This window comes from Microbacterium sp. Root322, assembly GCF_001425645.1.
Taxonomy (GTDB): domain Bacteria; phylum Actinomycetota; class Actinomycetes; order Actinomycetales; family Microbacteriaceae; genus Microbacterium; species Microbacterium maritypicum.
Window position 1 is genome coordinate 390,713 of record NZ_LMCS01000003.1, and the last position, 17,938, is coordinate 408,650.

Sequence of the window (17,938 nt, forward strand, 5' to 3'; positions counted from 1 at the left end):
CGCGATGACTGCGGAGACCTGGGGATGGTGGATCGCCGCCTTCCTGCTGGTGCTCGATGTCATCATCCGTGTCACGGCGATCATCGTCATCCCTCGCAACCGCCGCCCGACGGCGGCGATGGCGTGGCTGCTGGCGGTCTTCTTCATCCCGTTCGTCGGTGTCTTCCTGTTCCTCGTGATCGGCAATCCGCGTCTCCCGCGGGCACGCCGGCGCAAGCAGGACCAGATCAACGAGTACATCGCCGAGACCAGTGAGCACCTGCATTTCGGCACGCTCCGACCGAACGCCCCCGCGTGGTTCGGGCCGATCGTGCAGATGAACCAGAAGCTCGGCGCCCTCCCGCTCTCGGGCGACAACGGCGCTCATCTCATCTCCGACTACCAGGAGTCGCTCGACGAGATGGCCGAGGCGATCCGCACGGCGCAGGAGTATGTGCACGTCGAGTTCTACATCCTGCAGTCGGATGCCGCGACCGACAACTTCTTCCGTGCTCTCGAAGAGGTCCGCGCGCGCGGCGTCGAGGTGCGCGTGCTGCTCGACCACTGGGCCAACCGCGGCAAGCCCCGCTACAAGCAGACCATCGCGCGGCTCAATGCGATGGGCGCGGACTGGCACCTGATGCTTCCGGTGCAGCCGCTCAAGGGCAAGATGCAGCGTCCCGATCTGCGTAATCACCGCAAGCTCCTCGTCGTCGACGGCAACATCGCCTTCCTCGGATCGCAGAACGTCACCGACTCGACCTACAACCTGAAGAAGAACATCAGGCGCGGCCTGCACTGGGTCGACCTGATGGTGCGTCTCGACGGCCCGGTGGTGCTGAGCGTGAACGCGATCTTCGTCGCCGACTGGTACAGCGAGACCGACACGGTGCTCGAGGGCATCGACATCGCCCACGCGAACATCGGCTCCGGCGACCTCGACTGCCAGGTGGTGCCGTCAGGGCCGGGGTTCGAAGTCGAGAACAACCTCCGTCTCTTCCTCGCGCTGCTCTATGCGGCGAAGAAGAAGATCATGATCGTCAGCCCCTACTTCGTCCCCGATGAGGCGCTGCTGCTCGCGGTCACGGCAGCCGTCGACCGCGGTGTGCACGTCGAGCTGTTCGTCTCGGAAGAGGGCGACCAGGCGATGGTCTATCACGCTCAGCGCAGCTACTACGAGGTGCTGCTCAAGGCGGGCGTTCGCATCTGGATGTACCGCAAGCCCTACATCCTGCACACCAAGACGCTGACGATCGACGACGAGGTCGCGGTCATCGGCTCCAGCAACATGGACATGCGCTCCTTCGGCTTGAACCTCGAGGTCTCGATGCTGGTGCGCGGCGAGGAGTTCGTCGCCGAGATGCGCGAGGTCGAAGACAAGTACCGCTCCCTCAGCCGCGAGCTGACCCTGGAGGAGTGGATGCAGCAGCCGCTGCGCTCGACCGTGCTCGACAACCTGGCCCGGCTCACCTCCGCTCTTCAGTAGGCGATGCGGGCTATCCGCGCGAACTTCTCCGGGACTACCCTGTGAGCATGACCCTCGCGCTTCGTCCTCTCGCCTCCGTCATCGGTCTCGTCGCCGCTGCGCTCCTCGTCGCGGGGTGCACCGCTGGGCCGGGTGCGCAGACGCCGACAAGCTCGCCTGCCCCCAGCGCAGGCGGCGTCGACGACCAGAACGATGTCGAGGGCACACTGCTCGATGACGGACGCATGTTCGCCGTCGTCACCTGGGGCTCGTCGACGTGTGTGCCGCAGGTCGACACGGTCGAGGCCCAGGGTCAGACCGTCACGGTCACGCTCGTGGATCCGGACGGCGATGGCGCCGAGAAGGCCTGCACGGCCGACCTCGCGCCGCGCGCGAGCATCGGTGCGCTTCCCGAGGGAGTGGATCCGACCGCCGACATCACCCTCAACGTCTCCTACGGAGACATCACCGACGATGTGGACCTCGACGCTGACCCGGCCGCGACGGGGACGCCGGGCACCTCGACCGAGTACCTGCCCTCCGCCGGCTGGTTCGACGACGGCGGTCTCGTGCTGCTCACCTGGGGCTCCTCGTCCTGCCCGCCGGTCGTCGATTCGCTCGAGGGATCGGGAAACGCGGGGACGGCGACGTTCGCGACCGACGCCGACCAGGCCTGCACGATGGACATGGCGCCGCGTGCGACCATCCTCTCCTTCGGTGAGGACACGGTCGACGACGATGCTCCCTTCACGCTGACCCTCGTCGGCGGAGCTCTCGACGGCACGGTCGAGGTCCGCTGATCCCGAGGCGCCCTTCGGCTCTCAGAGGGTGTGTACCGGGTGACCGGAGGGCAGTGCCAGCAGCAGAGCTCCGGGATCTGCCCAGCAGGTGATGCGCACGGCCTCGCCGAACTCGTCGCCGTCGAGCTCGATAGGGACGGGGTCGGTTGACGCGGCTTCTGCTGCTGATCCGTGGAAGTAGTGCACCGAGGCGTTCTTGCCGCGATGCTCGAGTACGCGGCGTCCCGCGCGGAAGCGATGCAGCACGGAGTTGTCCCACCAGATCTTCCGCCACACCCCGAACCAGCCGAAGATGCCGGTCGGCTGGATGACGGCGACGTCGAGGGCGGCATCCGTGATCGACGCGTCGGGGATCAGGGAGATGCCGGCCGGAAGGGTGCCGCAGTTCGCGAAGAGCAGGCTGTATGCGCGGTGCGAGTGCAGGCGCCCCTCATCGACCTGGTAGACGGCGCGGAAGGGCTTCGCGCGCGGCAGGGAACGGGCGGCGCCATCGACGTACGCGATCCACCCCACCGATCTCTTCAGATCGGAGCGGGTATTCGCGATCATGTCGGCATCGAGCCCCATGCCGGCCAGCACCACGAAGGCATGCCGGGCTTCCTCGCCGTCCTGTCGCGTGAGGCGGGCCCAGCCGATGTCGATCGGATGCCGGAAGTCACCGAGCGCTGCGCGGATCATCTCCGTCGGGTCGCCCAGGGGGAGTCCGAGGTTGCGGGCGAGCAGGTTGCCGGTGCCGCTGGGCAGGATCGCCAGCGGCACACCGCTGTTCGCGATCGCTTCCGACACGGCGCGCACCGTGCCGTCGCCACCCGCGACGAGCACGACATCCACGCCGCGCTCGAGAGCCTGTGCCGTGGCATGCTGACCCGCATCCTCCACGGTCGTCGGGTAGAAGGCCGGATGCTCCCATCCCGCCTCGCGCGAGAGCTCGCGGACACGGGCTCGAAGATGCTTGCCGTCGACTTTGATCGGGTTGTAGACGAGCGCCGCCTGTCGCGGGACGGGGGCGCTGGTGGTCATGGCGCTACTCTAAACCGGGAAGTGCTCGGGTCTCCTCATCCGCGAGGGCGACCCTGCTCGACCGCGACGAGGGGAGCGAACGAATGCGCGATGTCTCCCATGGCGATTCGCAGGCCGTGCTCTCCGCGCTGATCGAGACCGAGCCCGATCGGCTTCGGCGGCGCAGCATCTCGCTGGGAGTCCCCGTCTCCGACGCGGAGGACGCGGCCCAGACCGCGCTCCTGCGGGCATGGCGCTCGGTCTCGCACCTGGAGACCCCGCAACCGGGACGCATGTGCGCCTGGCTCGATGTCATCGCCAGGAACGTCGCCATCGATCTCGCGCGGCAGCGCGCGCGGCGGCCGGAGGCCGCCCTGGAGGATGACGTCGCGGGCGAGGGGGCGAGCGTGGAGTCCGCCGTGGAGGTCCGGGTGTTCCTCGACGGCGCGCTCACCGCCCTCCACTCGCTCCCGGAGACGCTCCGGGAGCCCTTGCTGCTCACCGTGGTCGACGGCCTCTCCACGGAGGAGGTGGCGATCCGGCTCGGAATCGAACCCGCGGCCGCACGGCAGCGCATCTCGCGTGCACGGAGAGCGTTGCGGGAGTGCCGACGCACCGGGATGGACGAGGGCTGACGGAGGCCGGGCACAGGGCCGGGCCTCCGAGCCGCCTCAGGCCGTGCCGAAGGGGTTGTCGATCACGTAGCGCCAGCCGTGCTCGTCGTCGTGCACCGCGACATCGGCCGTCGTGCCGGCGAGGTCGATCGCGGATCCGTCGGGACCCGTGCCGGTGATCGTCCAGTCGGCGACCGCGAGTCCGGTGCCCTCGCTCTCGAAGACGTGACGGACCGTCATCGAGATCGGCAGGTTCAGACCGAGGAACTGCTCGAGAGCCCCTCTGACCGCGTCCGTGCCCGTCACGGCCGCTCCCGGTGCGGGCACGAAGACGACGTCCGGGGTGTTCAGCGCCATCAGCCCGTCGAGGTCGCGGGCGTTGAAGCGATCGGCGAAGGCGAGGTTCAGCTGGTCGAGGGAGGTGACGCGGATGCTCATGGGATTCCTTTCCACAGGTCGACGCGGTGCCGACCACTGCAGAGGAAGACGACACCGGCCCGAGAGTGTGACATCCGGCACCTCGGAGCGTTCACCGTAGACTTGGTGGATGATCGACCTCGCACTCCTCCGCGACAATCCGGAGATCGTCCGCCGCTCGCAGGCTGCTCGTGGAAACGACCAGAGCACCGTCGACGTCGCTCTCGAGGCCGACCGATCGCGCAGGGCCGCGCTCTCCGCGTTCGAGGAGCTGCGTGCCGAGCAGAACGCCTTCGGCAAGCTCGTCGCGAAGGCTCCGAAAGAGGAGAAGGCTGCGCTGGTCGCGCAGGCGAAAGACCTCGCCGAGCGCGTCAAGCAGGCCCAGCACGCGGCGAACGAGGCCGCCGAAGCCGCGGCTGCCGCTCTGGCTCGGATCGAGAACGTGGTGATCGACGGCGTGCCGGCCGGCGGCGAAACCGATTTCGTCGAACTGCGCCGCGTCGGTGACGTCCCGGCGTTCGACTTCGAGCCGAAGGACCACCTCGAGCTCGGCGAGCTCCTCGGAGCGATCGACATGGAACGCGGTGCCAAGGTCTCCGGCGCGCGCTTCTACTTCCTGCGCGGCATCGGCGCACGTCTCGAGATCGCGCTGATGAACCTCGCGCTCGACAAGGCGCTTCAGAACGGATTCGTGCCCCTGATCACCCCGACGCTCGTGCGCCCGGAGATCATGCAGGGCACCGGCTTCCTCGGCGAGCACGCCGATGAGGTCTACCACCTCGACAAGGACGATGATCTGTACCTGGTCGGCACCAGCGAGGTCGCGCTCGCCGGGTATCACAAGGACGAGATCGTCGACCTGGCAGACGGTGCCCTCCGCTACGCCGGCTGGTCGACCTGCTATCGCCGCGAGGCCGGCTCGCACGGCAAGGACACCCGCGGCATCATCCGGGTGCACCAGTTCAACAAGCTGGAGATGTTCGTCTACACGACTGCGGAGGAGGCCGAAGCCGAGCACCTGCGCCTCGTGGCCCTGCAGGAGGAGATGCTGACCTCGCTCGGTCTCGCGTACCGCGTGATCGATGTGGCAGCGGGAGACCTCGGCTCCAGCGCCGCTCGCAAGTACGACATCGAGGCGTGGGTGCCGACGCAGGGCGCCTTCCGCGAGCTCACCTCGACGTCGAACTGCACGACCTTCCAGGCGCGCCGCCTGGACGTGCGTCATCGCCCTCTCGTCGATGCGGCGGATGGAGCGACGCAGGGAGCAGCGAAGACGCAGCACGTCGCCACGCTGAACGGCACGCTCGCCACGACACGCTGGATCGTCGCCCTGCTCGAGACGCACCAGCAGGCCGATGGATCCGTGCGAGTGCCCGAGGTCCTGCGCCCCTACCTCGGCGGCCTCGACGTGATCCAGCCCCTCGTCGACGGGCGGGCCGCTCGATGACGGGCCCCTGGCTGGTCGGCCTCGACGTCGACGGGACCATCCTGCTGCAGGACGAGACGATGAGCCCCGGTGTTCCGGAAGCGATCGCCCGGCTTCGCGACGGCGGGCACATGGTCACCATCGCGACCGGTCGCAGCTGGATGGCGACCCGCCGATACGTCGAGGAACTCGGATTGACCGCGGACTACGTGGTGTGCTCCAACGGCGCGGTGACGATGCGCCGCTCGGGTGACGACTGGGAGCGCTGGAACGTGGAGACGTTCGATCCCACTCCGGTCCTCGGCCTGCTGCGAGAGCGTCTCCCCGAGGCCAGATACATGGTCGAACTCGCCTCCGGGCAGCGGTTGTTCACCGAGCAGCTCGATGACTGGACGCTCGACGGCGGGCGTCAGGTCGACTTCGATGAGCTCGGGGAGCTCCCCGTCTCGCGCATCGTCGTCGTCTCGCCCGGCCATGACGAAGATGACTTCCACCGCCTGGTGGCGGACGCCGGTCTCAACGAGGTGTCGTACGCGATCGGCTGGACGGCGTGGCTGGACATCGCGCCGCAGGGCGTGGACAAGGGAACCGCTCTGGAGCAGGTGCGCACCGAGCTGGGCCTCGACGAGGGACGCATCCTCGTCGCCGGCGACGGACGCAACGACATCGGGATGTTCGGCTGGGCTCGCTCGCTCGGTGGCCGCGCCGTCGCGATGGGACAGGCGCCCGACGTGGTGAAGGAAGCCGCCGGTGAGGTCACCGCAGACGTGGTCGACGGTGGTCTGGCGCGAGCGCTCGACACGCTTCCAGCCCCCGCCCAGGTCAGCGCAGGAGAATAGTTCTCGGCTAGACTCACGCCTGGTCGACAGAAGCGTCTGTCGGGAGGGTTGTCCGAGCGGCCGATGGAGCTGGTCTTGAAAACCAGTGGGCAGAGATGTCTCGTGGGTTCGAATCCCACACCCTCCGCATTTGAGCACGGTGCCCCCGCACCGGCGCTTAATCCGAAAGGACCCGAGTGAGCCAGAACACCCGACGCCGTCACACGATCGCGCGCCACGGTCAGCTGGGCACTCCTGGCACCGTCGGCCAGCTCTTGAAGTTCATCGCGATCGGCCTCGCCGTGGTTCTGGTGAGCGGGCTCGGCGTCGGCGCCTACGTCTTCTACGACCTCTCGAGCACCGTCTCGGCGAACGCGGTCGAGATCGAGGGCCAGGACCCGATCCCGCCGGACATCGGCGAGTACGAGGGCGGCTTCAACATGGTGCTCACCGGGGTCGACACCTGTGAAGAGAAGTACAAGGACCTCTTCGGCGAGCGATGCTCCGGAGCGGACTCCGAGGGCTCGCTCAACGACGTGAACCTGCTGGTGCACGTCTCCCAGGAGCCGCGCCGGATCACGGTCGTCAGCTTCCCGCGCGACCTGATGGTCCCGATCCCGGCCTGCACCGACAAGAACGGCAACGCCACTTCCGCGATGAGCAAGCAGCCGCTCAACACCGCGTACACCGACGGCGGCCTGAACTGCGTCGTGAAGACGATCTCCGAACTCACCGACCAGGAGATCCAGTTCGCGGCCGGCGTCACCTTCGGTGGTGTGATCGAGATCACCAACGCGATCGGCGGCGTCGACGTCTGCCTCGCCAACCCGATCAAGGACCGCTACACGGGCCTCGACATGGCCGCAGGAACTCACACGATCGAGGGGCTGCAGGCCCTGCAGTTCCTGCGCACGCGTCACGGAGTCGGCGACGGCAGCGACCTGGGCCGCATCGGGAACCAGCAGCAGTACATGTCGAGCCTCGCCCGCAAGATGATCAGCGGCGACGTGCTCGGCAACGTCCCCGTCATGCTGAAGCTCGCGAACACCGCGATCCAGAACCTGGAGCCGAGCGAGTCCCTCACGAACCCGATGACGCTGGTCCAGATCGCTCTCGCGGTCAAGTCGGTCCCGTTCGAGGACATCGTCTTCGTGCAGTACCCGAACGGCACGGACTCGGCCAACCCGAACAAGGTCGTCCCCAACTACACCGCCGCCTCGGCGCTCTGGGAGGCGCTCGCGGCGAACGCGCAGCTGCAGATCACGCACGAGAACAACACCAACGACGGCGTGGTCGTGCAGGAGCCGACGGCACCCGTCGAGGAGCCTGCGACCGACCCCGCGGCGACTCCGGATCCGGCAGCGACCCCCGACAATGTCGTGGCTCTGCCCGATTCGATCAAGGGCAACTCCGCCGCGCAGCAGACCTGCTCCAACGGCAACGTCCGCTGAGTCCGGGCCGCGACATGCGGCGACCGTCTAGTCGGCGGTGGGCGGCGCGGGCGGATGGAGTGCGTCGATGAGGGCGCTCATGATGCCGGGCATGTCGACGCTCGGGTCGATCATCCACTGCAGCTGAAGACCGTCGGATGCTGCCTGGATCACGCGAGCGAGTGTGTCGGGATCGAGGGCGGAGCGCCGCTCTTCGGCGCCGAAGCTGTCGGCGATCGATTCGCGCAGGCGGGCGCTGCGGTCGAGGAAGTACTCGTGGGCCGGGTGATCGGGGTCGGCGGCGTCGACCGAGAGGCGTGAGAACAGGGCGACCAGCCCCGGGACCTCGGTGTTGTGGCGGATCACCTCGATGAACCCGGTCCGCGCCTCGGCGTCGCTGAGGCCTGACGGATCGAGGCCGTCGTGCTCGTCGCGCTTTCGAAGGACTTCGGTGAAGAGCTCTTCCTTCGAACCGAAGTAGTGCAGCAGAGCGGCGGGGGTCACTCCGACGACCTCGGCGATCTCCTTGAGCGAGGCGTTCTGATACCCCTTGCGCCCGATCACGTCGAGGGCGCTCTCGAGGATCTCCTCGCGTCGCGCCACGCCCTTCGCGTACGAACCTCGTCGTGCCATACCCCGACCCTAATCCTGAATGTCGTTTGATATCTAATACTGAAGGGCATATGGTTTTCGCAAGGACATCGACGTCGTGCGCGAAAGGGACACAATGACCGAGAACTCGGCTTCCGACCTCACCCTCGAGGAGAAGGCTTCGCTCACCAGCGGCGCAGACTTCTGGACCACGAAGGCCATCGACCGCGTGGGCATCCCGTCGGTGATGATGACCGACGGTCCGCATGGCCTGCGCAAGCAGTCCGGCAGCACCGACCACCTCGGTCTCGCCAGCAGCGTCCCCGCCACCTGTTTCCCGCCCGCCGTCGGCATCGGCTCGTCCTTCGATCCGGAGATCATCGAACGGGTGGGTGCCGCGATCGGGGTGGAGGCCGCGATCGAGAACGTGGCTGTCGTGCTCGGCCCCGGCATCAACATCAAGCGCTCACCGCTGTGCGGACGCAACTTCGAGTACTTCTCGGAGGACCCGATCGTGTCCGGCATCCTCGGCGCCGCATCGGTCCGTGGCATCCAGTCGAAGGGCGTCGGCACCTCGCTCAAGCACTTCGCGGCCAACAACCAGGAGTTCGACCGTATGCGCGCGAGCTCGGATGTGGACCCGCGCCCGCTGCGCGAGATCTACCTGCGCGGATTCGAGCGGGTCGTGAAGGACGCGGCACCCTGGACCGTCATGTGCTCGTACAACAAGCTCAACGGGGTCTGGACCTCGGAGGACCCGTGGCTGCTCACCAGCGTGCTGCGCGACGACTGGGGCTTCGACGGCCTCGTGGTCTCGGACTGGGGAGCCGTGAACGATCGCGTCGTCGGCGTCGCGGCAGGGCTCGACCTGGAGATGCCGGCCTCGGGTGGACGGACCGACGCGCAGCTCGTCGAGGCCGTTCGTGCGGGAACCCTCCCCGAAAGCGTGCTCGACACCGCTGCCGCTCGTGCCATCGACCTCGTGCGCAAAGCGGGGGAGCGTCCGGCCGTCGCAGGACCGCTCGACGTCGACGCGCACCACGCGCTCGCACGGGAAGCCGCTGGTCGCTCGATCGTGCTGCTGAAGAACGACGGCGCGCTGCTGCCACTCGCCGCAGACCAGAAGGTCGCCGTGATCGGTGCCTTCGCGACCGAACCGCGTTTCCAGGGCGCCGGCTCGTCGCTGATCAACCCCACCCGCGTGGACAACGCACTCGACGAGCTGCGTGTCGTGGGCGGCGAGAACGTCAGCTATGCCGCGGGCTTCGCGGTCGAAGGCGGAGCCGTCGAGGCATCCGGTCGCACCGCGGAGGAGCTGCGGGCCGAGGCCGTCGGCGTCGCCCGGACGGCGGACGTGGCGGTGCTGTTCCTCGGTCTGCCGGCTGCGGAGGAGTCGGAGGGCTTCGACCGCGACCATATCGACCTGCCTGCCGAGCAGCTGGCCGTGCTCGATGCCGTGCTCGAGGTCAACCCGCGCGTCGTGGTCGTCCTGTCCAATGGCGGGGTCGTGGCACTGCCCTTCGCCGACCGCGTGCCCGCGATCATCGAGAGCTGGCTGCTGGGCCAGGCCGGTGGCGGCGCCGTCGCCGATGTGCTCTACGGTGCGGTGAACCCCTCGGGCAAGCTCACCGAGACGGTGCCCGTGCGGCTCGAGGACAACCCGTCCTTCGGCAACTTCCCCGGCGAGTTCGAACACGTGCGCTATGGCGAGGGCCTGCTGGTCGGCTACCGCTGGTACGACGCGAAGGGTCTCGACGTGACCTTCCCGTTCGGCCATGGACTCTCGTACACGACGTTCGAGTACACCGGTGCGACGGCCGAGGTCGGAGCGGACGGCGGTATCGTCGTGCGCCTCGACGTCACCAATTCCGGCGACCGCGATGGCCGCGAAGTCGTGCAGGTCTACGTCGCACCGACGACCTCGATCGTGCAGCGCGCGCCCCGCGAGCTCAAGGCATTCTCCTCGGTCGCCCTGGCCGCGGGGGAGACCCGCTCCGTCGAGCTCGTCGTGCGGCGTGAGGACCTCGCCTACTGGGACATCCGCGTCGACCGCTGGGTCGTCGAGGGCGGCGAGTACACCGTCGAGGTGGCCGCCTCCAGCCGTGACATCCGCTCCCGTGTCTCGGTCGAGATCTCGGGTGACGCGGTGCACCAGGAGCTGACCATGAACTCCTCCGTCGGGGACCTGATGACACACCCGATCGCCGGACCCATCGTGCAGCAGGCGCTCGGCGGCCTGATGGGCGGGCTCGGCGGAGATGCGGCCGCGGCATCGATGATGCCGAACGACGAGGCGATGCAGAAGATGATGGCGTCCTTCCCGATCGGACGCCTCGCCGGATTCCCCGGGCTTCCCGTCGACTTCGAGCAGATCGAGCAGCTGATCGCGGCGGCGAACGCGGGCGGTCCCACGGCCGGTTGAGCCGCGACCGCCCTCAGGGACGCAGAGCCACGGCGCGCGTGTGCGCGCCGTGCCCGAGCTCCTCACGGGCCGCGCCTGGCAGATCGAGTTCGGCGATGGCACCGACCGGCACCACGACCTCGACCCGCAGCTCATCCTGCTCGACATGCCAGGAGATCGAGGTCTCTCCATAGGGTGTGCGCTGCGTCGCCGACGCGTGCGTCAGACCACCGCCCGGCCGCGGGGCGAAGCGGATGCGACGATAGCCGGGCTCCGCCGGGGCGAGTCCGGCCACGCTGCGGTGCAGCCAGTCGGCGACCGCTCCCAGCGCGTAGTGGTTGAACGACGTCATGGTTCCGGGGTTCACGGTGCCATCCGGCAGCATCGCGTCCCATCGCTCCCAGACCGTGGTCGCGCCCTGCACGACCTGATAGAGCCACGACGGGCACTCCTGCTCGAGAAGCAGATCGTAGGCGGCATCGGTGTGGCCGGTCATGGTGAGCGCGTCGCTGACGAGCGGCGTGCCCACGAATCCGGTCGCGATGCGGTTGCCGGCGGCGTGCACGAGATCGGCGAGGCGGGCGCCTGCCACAGCACGCCGCCTGTCGTCGGCGAGCAGGTCGAACACGATCGCCAGGGCGTAAGCGGTCTGTGCGTCGGAGGTCATCGTGCCGTCGGCGCGCACATACGCATCCCGGAACGCGGCGGCGACGTCGGCGGCGAGGCTTTCGTAGTGCGCGACGTCGGCCGTGCGCCCGAGCACGCGAGCCATATCCGCGACGGCTCGCGCCGACCGCGCGAAGTAGGCCGTCGCCACGAGATATCGATCGGTGCGCGCATCGGCGGGATCCTGTGGGGGAGCGGCGGGGTCGAGCCAGTCGCCGAGCTGGAAGCCCTCGTTCCACAGGCGGTCGGGCCCGGCCAGGGAGTCGACCTTGTCGACCCAGCGGCGTGCGCTCTCGAACTGCGTCGCCAGCACGCCGTCATCACCGAAGCGCTGGTAGAGGGTCCAGGGCAGCAGCGTGGCGACATCACCCCAGGCGGCTCCCGCCCTGATCGGGGACCACACCTTGTGCGAGGGGATCACCGGCACGAACCAGGGCACCGTGCCGTCGGGCAGCTGGTCGGCCTCGACGTCGCGGAGCCATCCCGACAGCATCCCGGAGACGTCGAACAGTGTCGAGGCGGTCGGCCCGAACACCTGCACGTCGCCGGTCCAGCCCACGCGCTCATCGCGCTGCGGACAGTCGGTGGGGATATCGACGAAGTTCCCGCGCATGCCCCAGACGACGTTGCGGTGCAGCTGCTCGACCAGAGGGTCGGAGCACGAGAACCATCCGGTGCGCTCCAGGTCGGTGTGCAGTACGCGCGCGATGAGGGCGCCGGCCGCGGCATCCGCATCGAGGTCTCCCGGCCACCCCGAGACCTCGACGTACCGGAAGCCGTGGAACGTGAAGCGCGGTTCCCACTCCTCGCCCGCGGGACGTCCGTCGAGTGTGTAGGCGTCGCTGGAGCGCGCGCTGCGCAGAGGGCGCGTGTAGATCTCGCCCTCCTGCAGCACCTCCGCGGTGCGCAGTGTGACGGTCGCGCCACGGGGCCCGGCGACGCGGATGCGCACCCGTCCGACGAGGTTCTGCCCGAAGTCGAGGATGCGCGCGCCACCGGGCGAGGTGAGCACGGCGATCGGCGCGACCTCCTGCGTCACCCGGACGGGCGGGGCGGTCGGGGCGACGAGGGTGCGCGGGTCGCGCGTGCGCACGGCGACCGGCAGCCACCCGCCGTCGTCGAACGACGCCGTCGTCCACCCGGGGATCTCCTGGCGCGCGTCGTAGTCCTCACCGTCGTAGATCCCGGACCGCAGGATGGGGGAGAGCGCCGCCTTCCACGAGCCGTCGGTCGCGACCGTCTCGCGTCGCCCGTCGGCGTAGACGATCTCCAACTGCCCGAGGAAGGAGAGATCGCCGCCGAACACGTTGCGGTGGCCGCCGCGCCAGCCGAGACGTCCGCGATACCAGCCGTCTCCGAGCCAGGCGCCGAGCGCGTTCTCGCCGTCGACGAGCAGGTCGGTCACGTCGTAGGTGTAGTACCGCAGACGCTCGCGGTAGACCGTCCAGCCCGGTGAGAGCGTGTCGGAGCCGACGCGGATGCCGTTGATCTCGGCTTCGTACAGGCCGTGCGCGGTGGCGTAGAGCCGGGCGCGGGCGATCGTGCCGTCGATGCGGAAGCTCCGCCGGACCAGGGTGGCGCGGCGGGCGTCGCTCTCCGGATCCTCGTCGAGATCGAGCCCGACCGGCTGCGCCGACCAGTCTTCGGCATGAAGCAGCCCCGTCTCCAGCCAGGTCTCGGGGCTCCGGTCCGACCAGCTGCCGTCGACGCCCTGCACCGCGACGTGCACACGGACGCGCTCTCGCGAACCGAGCGCCCGGCCCGGCCAGGGGACCAGGACCTGGGCGGCGGACGTCACCTCGACGCGCTCCTCGCCGTCCGCGCGCACCACGGTGACCGCATACCGCTCCTGGCGCCAGCCGTCGGGTGCGCCGGAGAGCCTCCAGCTCAGACGGGGGCGGCTCTCGCCGATGCCGATCGGATCCCTGTGGTGCTCGATGCGCGGTGCGGAGACGATCGTCATGCTCCTCATCCTCGCCGATCCCGAGGACAACGGCGATGGAGTCGGACGATCTCGTGCCCCACGACTCCCGTGCCGCCCCGGGGTCACCCGGTCGTCGGGGTGCGTCGCAGGTGGGCGTCGTTCGTGCGGGGTATCCCCTTCGAGAAGAACAGCGACAGGAGGCTGATGAGGATCAGCGCGAAGAACGCGATACGCAGTGAAGACAGCTGCGAGTCGCGGTAGATCGTGACGAGGGAGTCGGCGTCCGCGTCGCTCAGACCGGCCTTCTCCGCGATGGCGGCCACGTCCGCTGCCGGCACGATCGCGACGCCCTGCTGCGTGGCGCTCGCCACCGTCGTCTTCGTGGCGTCGGGGAGAGCGCTCGACGCGACTCCCGATGCGAACGAGGTCGACAGGGCGCCGATGAGGATCGAGCCGATCAGCGCCGTTCCCAGCGACGAGCCGAGGTTCTGGAACACGCCCTGGAGCCCGCCCACCTCGCTCGTCTCCTTCTCCGTCACGCTCGACATGTTGACATTCCCCAGCTGCGAGGCGAGCAGTCCGAGGGCTGCTCCGGCGAGGAACATCCCGGTCGCGAAGAACACGCTGCGCAGGTCGCTCGTCGCGGAGCCGAGCAGGATGACGGCGCTCACGACGAGTGACACCTGCCCGATGCGCACGATCATGCGTGGCGAGAGCACGCGCGAGAGCCGGGTGCCGACGATGGAGAACAGCACGAGGGCGATCGAGAGCGGGAAGATCCGGACGCCGGTCTCCAGCGCATCGAGGCCGAGGGTCATCTGCAGATAGACCGGCACCATGAAGAACAGCCCCGCCGTCACCGTGTACTGCGCTCCGAGCACGAAGAGCCCGCTGCGCAGCGACGTGATCGAGAACATGCCCACGTGGATGAGCGGAGAGCGGCCCAGGTTCTCGAGAAGACGCTGGCGGGAGAAGAAGAGTGCGAGGAGCACGATGCCGAGCACGATGAACCAGGCGGCGGGGGAGATGCCGAGCGGTGCGATGGCGACGTCGCCGATGGTGGGCGGATTCAGCGGAAGCACCCATCCCCAGGTCTTGCTCTGCAGCATCCCGAACACCACCGCGACCAGTCCGATCGAGGACAGGGCGACGCTGAGGAGATCGATGCGCACGCTCTGCCGTGGCGTCGGATCCGTGACGATTCGGGCGCACAGCACCACACCGATCATGATGAGCACCTCGGCGGCGAACACGTAGCGCCAGTCGAAGTACGTCGTGACGAATCCTCCGATCAGGGGTCCCGCTGCGACGGCCGCTCCGGACACGGCGCCGATGATCGCGAAGGCCGTGATGCGCTCGCTTCCCCGGTAGTTGTCGGCGACGAGCGCCGCGATGGCCGGGATGACGAGCACAGCACCCAGCCCCTCGACGATCGACCAGCCGAGGAAGAGGAACTGCACGTTCGGGCTCAACGCGGTGATCAGCGAGCCCGCCGCGTACACGCACGACCCGATCACGAACGCCCTGCGACGACCCCACACGTCGCCCAGCCTCGCGCCCAACAGCATGAACGCGGCCATCGTGAGGGTGTAGAAGGTGATGGCGCCCTGCATCGCGGTGACGGTGGTGTCGAGGTCGGACACCACCGTCGAGATCGACACGTTCATCACGGTGCCGTCGAGCACCATCACGAACTGCGCGGATCCGAGGACGGCGATGACACCCCAGCGCTTCATGGCGACTCCTTCGAGGGTGCGGATCCCCTCGTGGGGAGCCTCCCCGCCGTGAGCGCGTCGCGGAAGCTCGTGAAGTCGCGCTCGTTCTGATCGGCGTAGGTGTCGGCGAAGACGCAGACGGCCTCCTCGAATGCCCGCCCGCGACCGAGATACCCGGCGACCTCGACACGGTCCCCGCTCCTGGCGTGCCCTCGGGCGAGGGTCTCGCCGCAGATGCGCGCATACAGCGCCGCCCCGCGCGGAGTCATCGTCTCCGGATCGATCCCGCCTTTCCAGTCGTGCAGCTGGCGCACGTAGAAGTCGCGGGTCGTGCCGTCGGCGCCGGCCACCCGCTGCCATCCGAGGAAGATGTCGCTGGCCGCCTGCATGAGTCGCTGCCCGCGCACCACCCGTTCTCCCTCGTTCCCGTGCGTTCCCGGACCGAGGTAGCGCTCGAGGACGGAAGGCTGCGCGGTCTTCGCCTGCAGGAGCAGAGGATCGTGATCGTCTCTGCCGCTGAGGAGCACGACCCAGGCCCTCGTGCCGACGCTGCCGATCCCTCCCACCGTCCGGGCCATGTGGCGGTAGCGGTACTCGGAGATCGGGTGGTGCTCGCCCGGCAATGTGTGCTGGTACTCGGAGAGGAGATTCCGCATCAGCGCGGCCTCGTCGAAGTCGGCGCCGGCCCCCGGCAGGAAGTCCTCGACGGGCGTCACCAGCGGCGGGTTCGGGATGATCCGGAGCTGTCCGTCGACGACGTGCACGAGCTTCGCGAACGATCGCATCCGGTCCCGCTTGCGTGCCTTCTTCACCACCGCATCCAGTCGAGCGACCGTCACGTCGTCCGCACGTCGCCGATCTCGTTCCGCGCGGATCCGTCGGCGCGCGCTCTCGGCGTCGAAACGGTCGTACCAGGCGTCCAAGACAGGGGAGTCGGCCGCGCGCCGCATCGCCTTCCGGTAGCCCACGACCGACGCGCGGACGCACGCACGCACCTCGTCCGCGGAGAAACCACGATGGCGGCCGGCCACGGCGAAGCTCGTCGCCAGGCGCTTCACGTCCCATTCGAACGGGCCGGGGAACGTCTCGTCGAAGTCGTTCATGTCGAAGATGAGCCGGCGCTCCGGAGTGCCGAACAGGCCGAAGTTCGACAGGTGCGCGTCACCGCACAGCTGCACAGTGATGCCGGTGTGCGGCGCGGTGGCGAGGTCGGCGGCCATCAGCAGGGCCGCCCCCCGGTAGAACGCGAACGGCGAGGCCGACATCCGCTCGTACCGCAACGGAACGATGTCGAGATCCCGCGTGGTGGCCTGCCCCTCGAACAGCGCGACCGGGTCGGGGCGGTCCGCTCCCGGACGCCACGGGCCCTGGTGTGAGCGAGGGGCACGAGCACGGGCGTCGCGACCGCGGCTCCACCTGGCGACGAACTCCGGCGCGACCGCATCCGGTGGCGCGAACTCGTCGCGCTCCTCGGCGCTTCCGATGTCCCCCATGCCGTACCTCCCACCCGTCTGTCGACGGCGCGGGAGCCGGAGGGCCGGAGGAGGATCCCGGGCCGGATGCGGGCGGCGTCGCACTGCTCATCGTCGCAGTCCGTGGGGGGATCACGGGAAGGGCATCACCCCTTTCGGGCGAGGTCGGGGAGGTGTCGGCGCCGCTCCTCGACCGCGGCCGCAGGGTCAGGCGTCGGATGACGCGGCGCGCTTCGCGCTGGCACCCCGCATGATCCGCGCGACCGCGGTGATCAGGAACAGCTGCCCGGTGATGGCCTCGGCGATGGCGATCCCCTGTCCGGTGGCGCCGACCGGCACCAGGTTGCCGTATCCGGTCGTGGTCAGCGTCGTGAAGGAGAAGAACAGCTGGTTGCCGAGCGAGTCGAGATTCTCGTCGCCGAACATGGGGGTGGGTGAGAACTGAGAGATCAGGTTGTAGACGAACGCGAAGAACATCCCGACCAGGATGTACGCGGTGATCGCCGCCAGAAGGGCCTCCAGGTCGAGGCCGCGTCGGTTGACCTGGTGCGCGATGATCGCCCAGGGAGCGACCAGCAGGGCGATCATCGACGCCGTCGACAGCGGGATCGCGAGCAGAGGACCCTCGACACCGAAGAGGACGGCGGCGACGGCGGAGGCCCCGGCCACCGAGAGCACCACCCACGACACGCGTTGGACGAGGTTCCGGGCCCTGGTCACGTAGAACACCATCGCGATCGTCGCCAGCATCGCGAGGAAGGCCCAGGGGCTCGGATCCGTGCTCGGCTGCGCGGCGCACAGGCCGTAGGAGACGACGAGCAGGACGAGGATGATGGCGTATCCGCGGGCCTGGCCGTCTCGCCGGCGACGCGGGGGCGTGTCGGAGTGCTCCGGCTTCACGGTGTCTGTCCGGGGCATGATCGGTCCTCTTCCGCGCGGTGGACGCGGGGCGCCCACGATGTGCGGCCAGTATCCCAGCGCGAGTGCGCCTCCCCGCTCAGGCCGGTTGCGCGTCGGCCAGAAGGAGAGTCCCTAGGGCTGGTTCGTCACCGCTCGTCTGACCCGTTATGATGGCTAGGTGCATCCGTGCTTTCGGGTCGGATGCCTGGAGACGTCGCATAGTCCGGCCGAGTGCACCACCCTGCTAAGGTGGAGTCCCCTCACGGGGACCAGGGGTTCAAATCCCCTCGTCTCCGCACAAGAACCCCCGCTCAGGCGGGG

Annotated in this window: 14 protein-coding genes and 2 tRNA genes; 9 read left to right on the forward strand and 7 right to left on the reverse strand. The window is 68.7% G+C overall.

Translation table 11 applies throughout. The annotated features are described in order from the left end of the window. The first annotated feature begins 4 nt into the window (after positions 1-4). Positions 5-1,465, forward strand: coding sequence for a cardiolipin synthase (gene cls / locus ASC55_RS14180; RefSeq protein ID WP_055876855.1), 1,461 nt, complete (start codon positions 5-7; stop codon positions 1,463-1,465). Positions 1,466-1,512: 47 nt separating this feature from the next. Continuing rightward, positions 1,513-2,244: a hypothetical protein gene (locus ASC55_RS14185; RefSeq protein WP_055869776.1), complete on the forward strand. Its 732-nt coding sequence runs from the start codon at positions 1,513-1,515 to the stop codon at positions 2,242-2,244. Positions 2,245-2,265: 21 nt separating this feature from the next. On the opposite strand, the gene ASC55_RS14190 is transcribed toward ASC55_RS14185, so the two are convergent. Beyond that, positions 2,266-3,264, reverse strand: coding sequence for a diacylglycerol/lipid kinase family protein (locus tag ASC55_RS14190; RefSeq protein WP_055869779.1), 999 nt, complete (start codon positions 3,262-3,264; stop codon positions 2,266-2,268). Positions 3,265-3,347: 83 nt separating this feature from the next. On the opposite strand from ASC55_RS14190, the gene ASC55_RS14195 reads away from it, so the two are divergent. Next, positions 3,348-3,878 carry an RNA polymerase sigma factor gene (locus tag ASC55_RS14195; protein ID WP_055876859.1) on the forward strand — a complete coding sequence of 177 codons (531 nt, stop codon included), beginning with the start codon at positions 3,348-3,350 and terminating at the stop codon, positions 3,876-3,878. Between the two features lie 36 nt (positions 3,879-3,914). Here ASC55_RS14195 and ASC55_RS14200 read toward each other — a convergent pair whose 3' ends face one another. Further along, on the reverse strand, positions 3,915-4,295 hold the full coding sequence (locus ASC55_RS14200; RefSeq protein WP_055869786.1) for a YybH family protein: 381 nt from the start codon (positions 4,293-4,295) through the stop codon (positions 3,915-3,917). Positions 4,296-4,404: 109 nt separating this feature from the next. Here ASC55_RS14200 and serS point away from each other — a divergent pair, with 109 nt between their 5' ends. The 4 genes from serS (at position 4,405) to ASC55_RS14220 (ending at position 7,969) form a co-directional block, all read left to right on the forward strand. Beyond that, the gene (serS, locus tag ASC55_RS14205; RefSeq protein WP_055876862.1) at positions 4,405-5,721 is read left to right on the forward strand and encodes a serine--tRNA ligase; all 1,317 of its coding nucleotides are present in this window, start codon (positions 4,405-4,407) and stop codon (positions 5,719-5,721) included. Next, positions 5,718-6,539, forward strand: coding sequence for an HAD family hydrolase (locus ASC55_RS14210; RefSeq protein ID WP_055876864.1), 822 nt, complete (start codon positions 5,718-5,720; stop codon positions 6,537-6,539). The genes serS and ASC55_RS14210 overlap by 4 nt, the downstream gene beginning before the upstream one ends. Before the next feature lie 42 nt (positions 6,540-6,581). Continuing rightward, a tRNA-Ser gene (locus tag ASC55_RS14215) sits at positions 6,582-6,666 on the forward strand. Between the two features lie 49 nt (positions 6,667-6,715). Continuing rightward, a complete protein-coding gene (locus ASC55_RS14220) occupies positions 6,716-7,969 on the forward strand; it encodes an LCP family protein (protein ID WP_055876867.1) in 1,254 nt (417 codons plus the stop codon). Between the two features lie 27 nt (positions 7,970-7,996). On the opposite strand, the gene ASC55_RS14225 is transcribed toward ASC55_RS14220, so the two are convergent. Further along, the gene (locus tag ASC55_RS14225) at positions 7,997-8,581 is read right to left on the reverse strand and encodes a TetR/AcrR family transcriptional regulator (protein WP_017831502.1); all 585 of its coding nucleotides are present in this window, start codon (positions 8,579-8,581) and stop codon (positions 7,997-7,999) included. A gap of 94 nt (positions 8,582-8,675) precedes the next feature. On the opposite strand from ASC55_RS14225, the gene ASC55_RS14230 reads away from it, so the two are divergent. Continuing rightward, positions 8,676-10,961, forward strand: coding sequence for a glycoside hydrolase family 3 C-terminal domain-containing protein (locus ASC55_RS14230; protein WP_055876869.1), 2,286 nt, complete (start codon positions 8,676-8,678; stop codon positions 10,959-10,961). A 13-nt stretch (positions 10,962-10,974) separates the two neighbouring features. Here the strand turns inward: ASC55_RS14230 and ASC55_RS14235 are convergent, their stop codons facing one another. From ASC55_RS14235 to ASC55_RS14250, 4 genes are all read right to left on the reverse strand, one after another. Continuing rightward, complete coding sequence (locus ASC55_RS14235; RefSeq protein ID WP_055876872.1) at positions 10,975-13,569, reverse strand: alpha-L-rhamnosidase; 2,595 nt, start codon at positions 13,567-13,569, stop codon at positions 10,975-10,977. Between the two features lie 83 nt (positions 13,570-13,652). Further along, positions 13,653-15,266: an MFS transporter gene (locus tag ASC55_RS14240; RefSeq protein ID WP_055876874.1), complete on the reverse strand. Its 1,614-nt coding sequence runs from the start codon at positions 15,264-15,266 to the stop codon at positions 13,653-13,655. Further along, a complete protein-coding gene (locus ASC55_RS14245; RefSeq protein ID WP_055876877.1) occupies positions 15,263-16,738 on the reverse strand; it encodes a DUF2252 domain-containing protein in 1,476 nt (491 codons plus the stop codon). Before ASC55_RS14245 ends, ASC55_RS14240 begins: the two co-directional genes overlap by 4 nt. A gap of 186 nt (positions 16,739-16,924) precedes the next feature. Further along, the gene (locus ASC55_RS14250) at positions 16,925-17,635 is read right to left on the reverse strand and encodes an ion channel (RefSeq protein WP_055876881.1); all 711 of its coding nucleotides are present in this window, start codon (positions 17,633-17,635) and stop codon (positions 16,925-16,927) included. Between the two features lie 189 nt (positions 17,636-17,824). On the opposite strand from ASC55_RS14250, the gene ASC55_RS14255 reads away from it, so the two are divergent. Then, a tRNA-Ser gene (locus ASC55_RS14255) sits at positions 17,825-17,913 on the forward strand. The last annotated feature ends 25 nt before the right edge of the window (positions 17,914-17,938 follow it).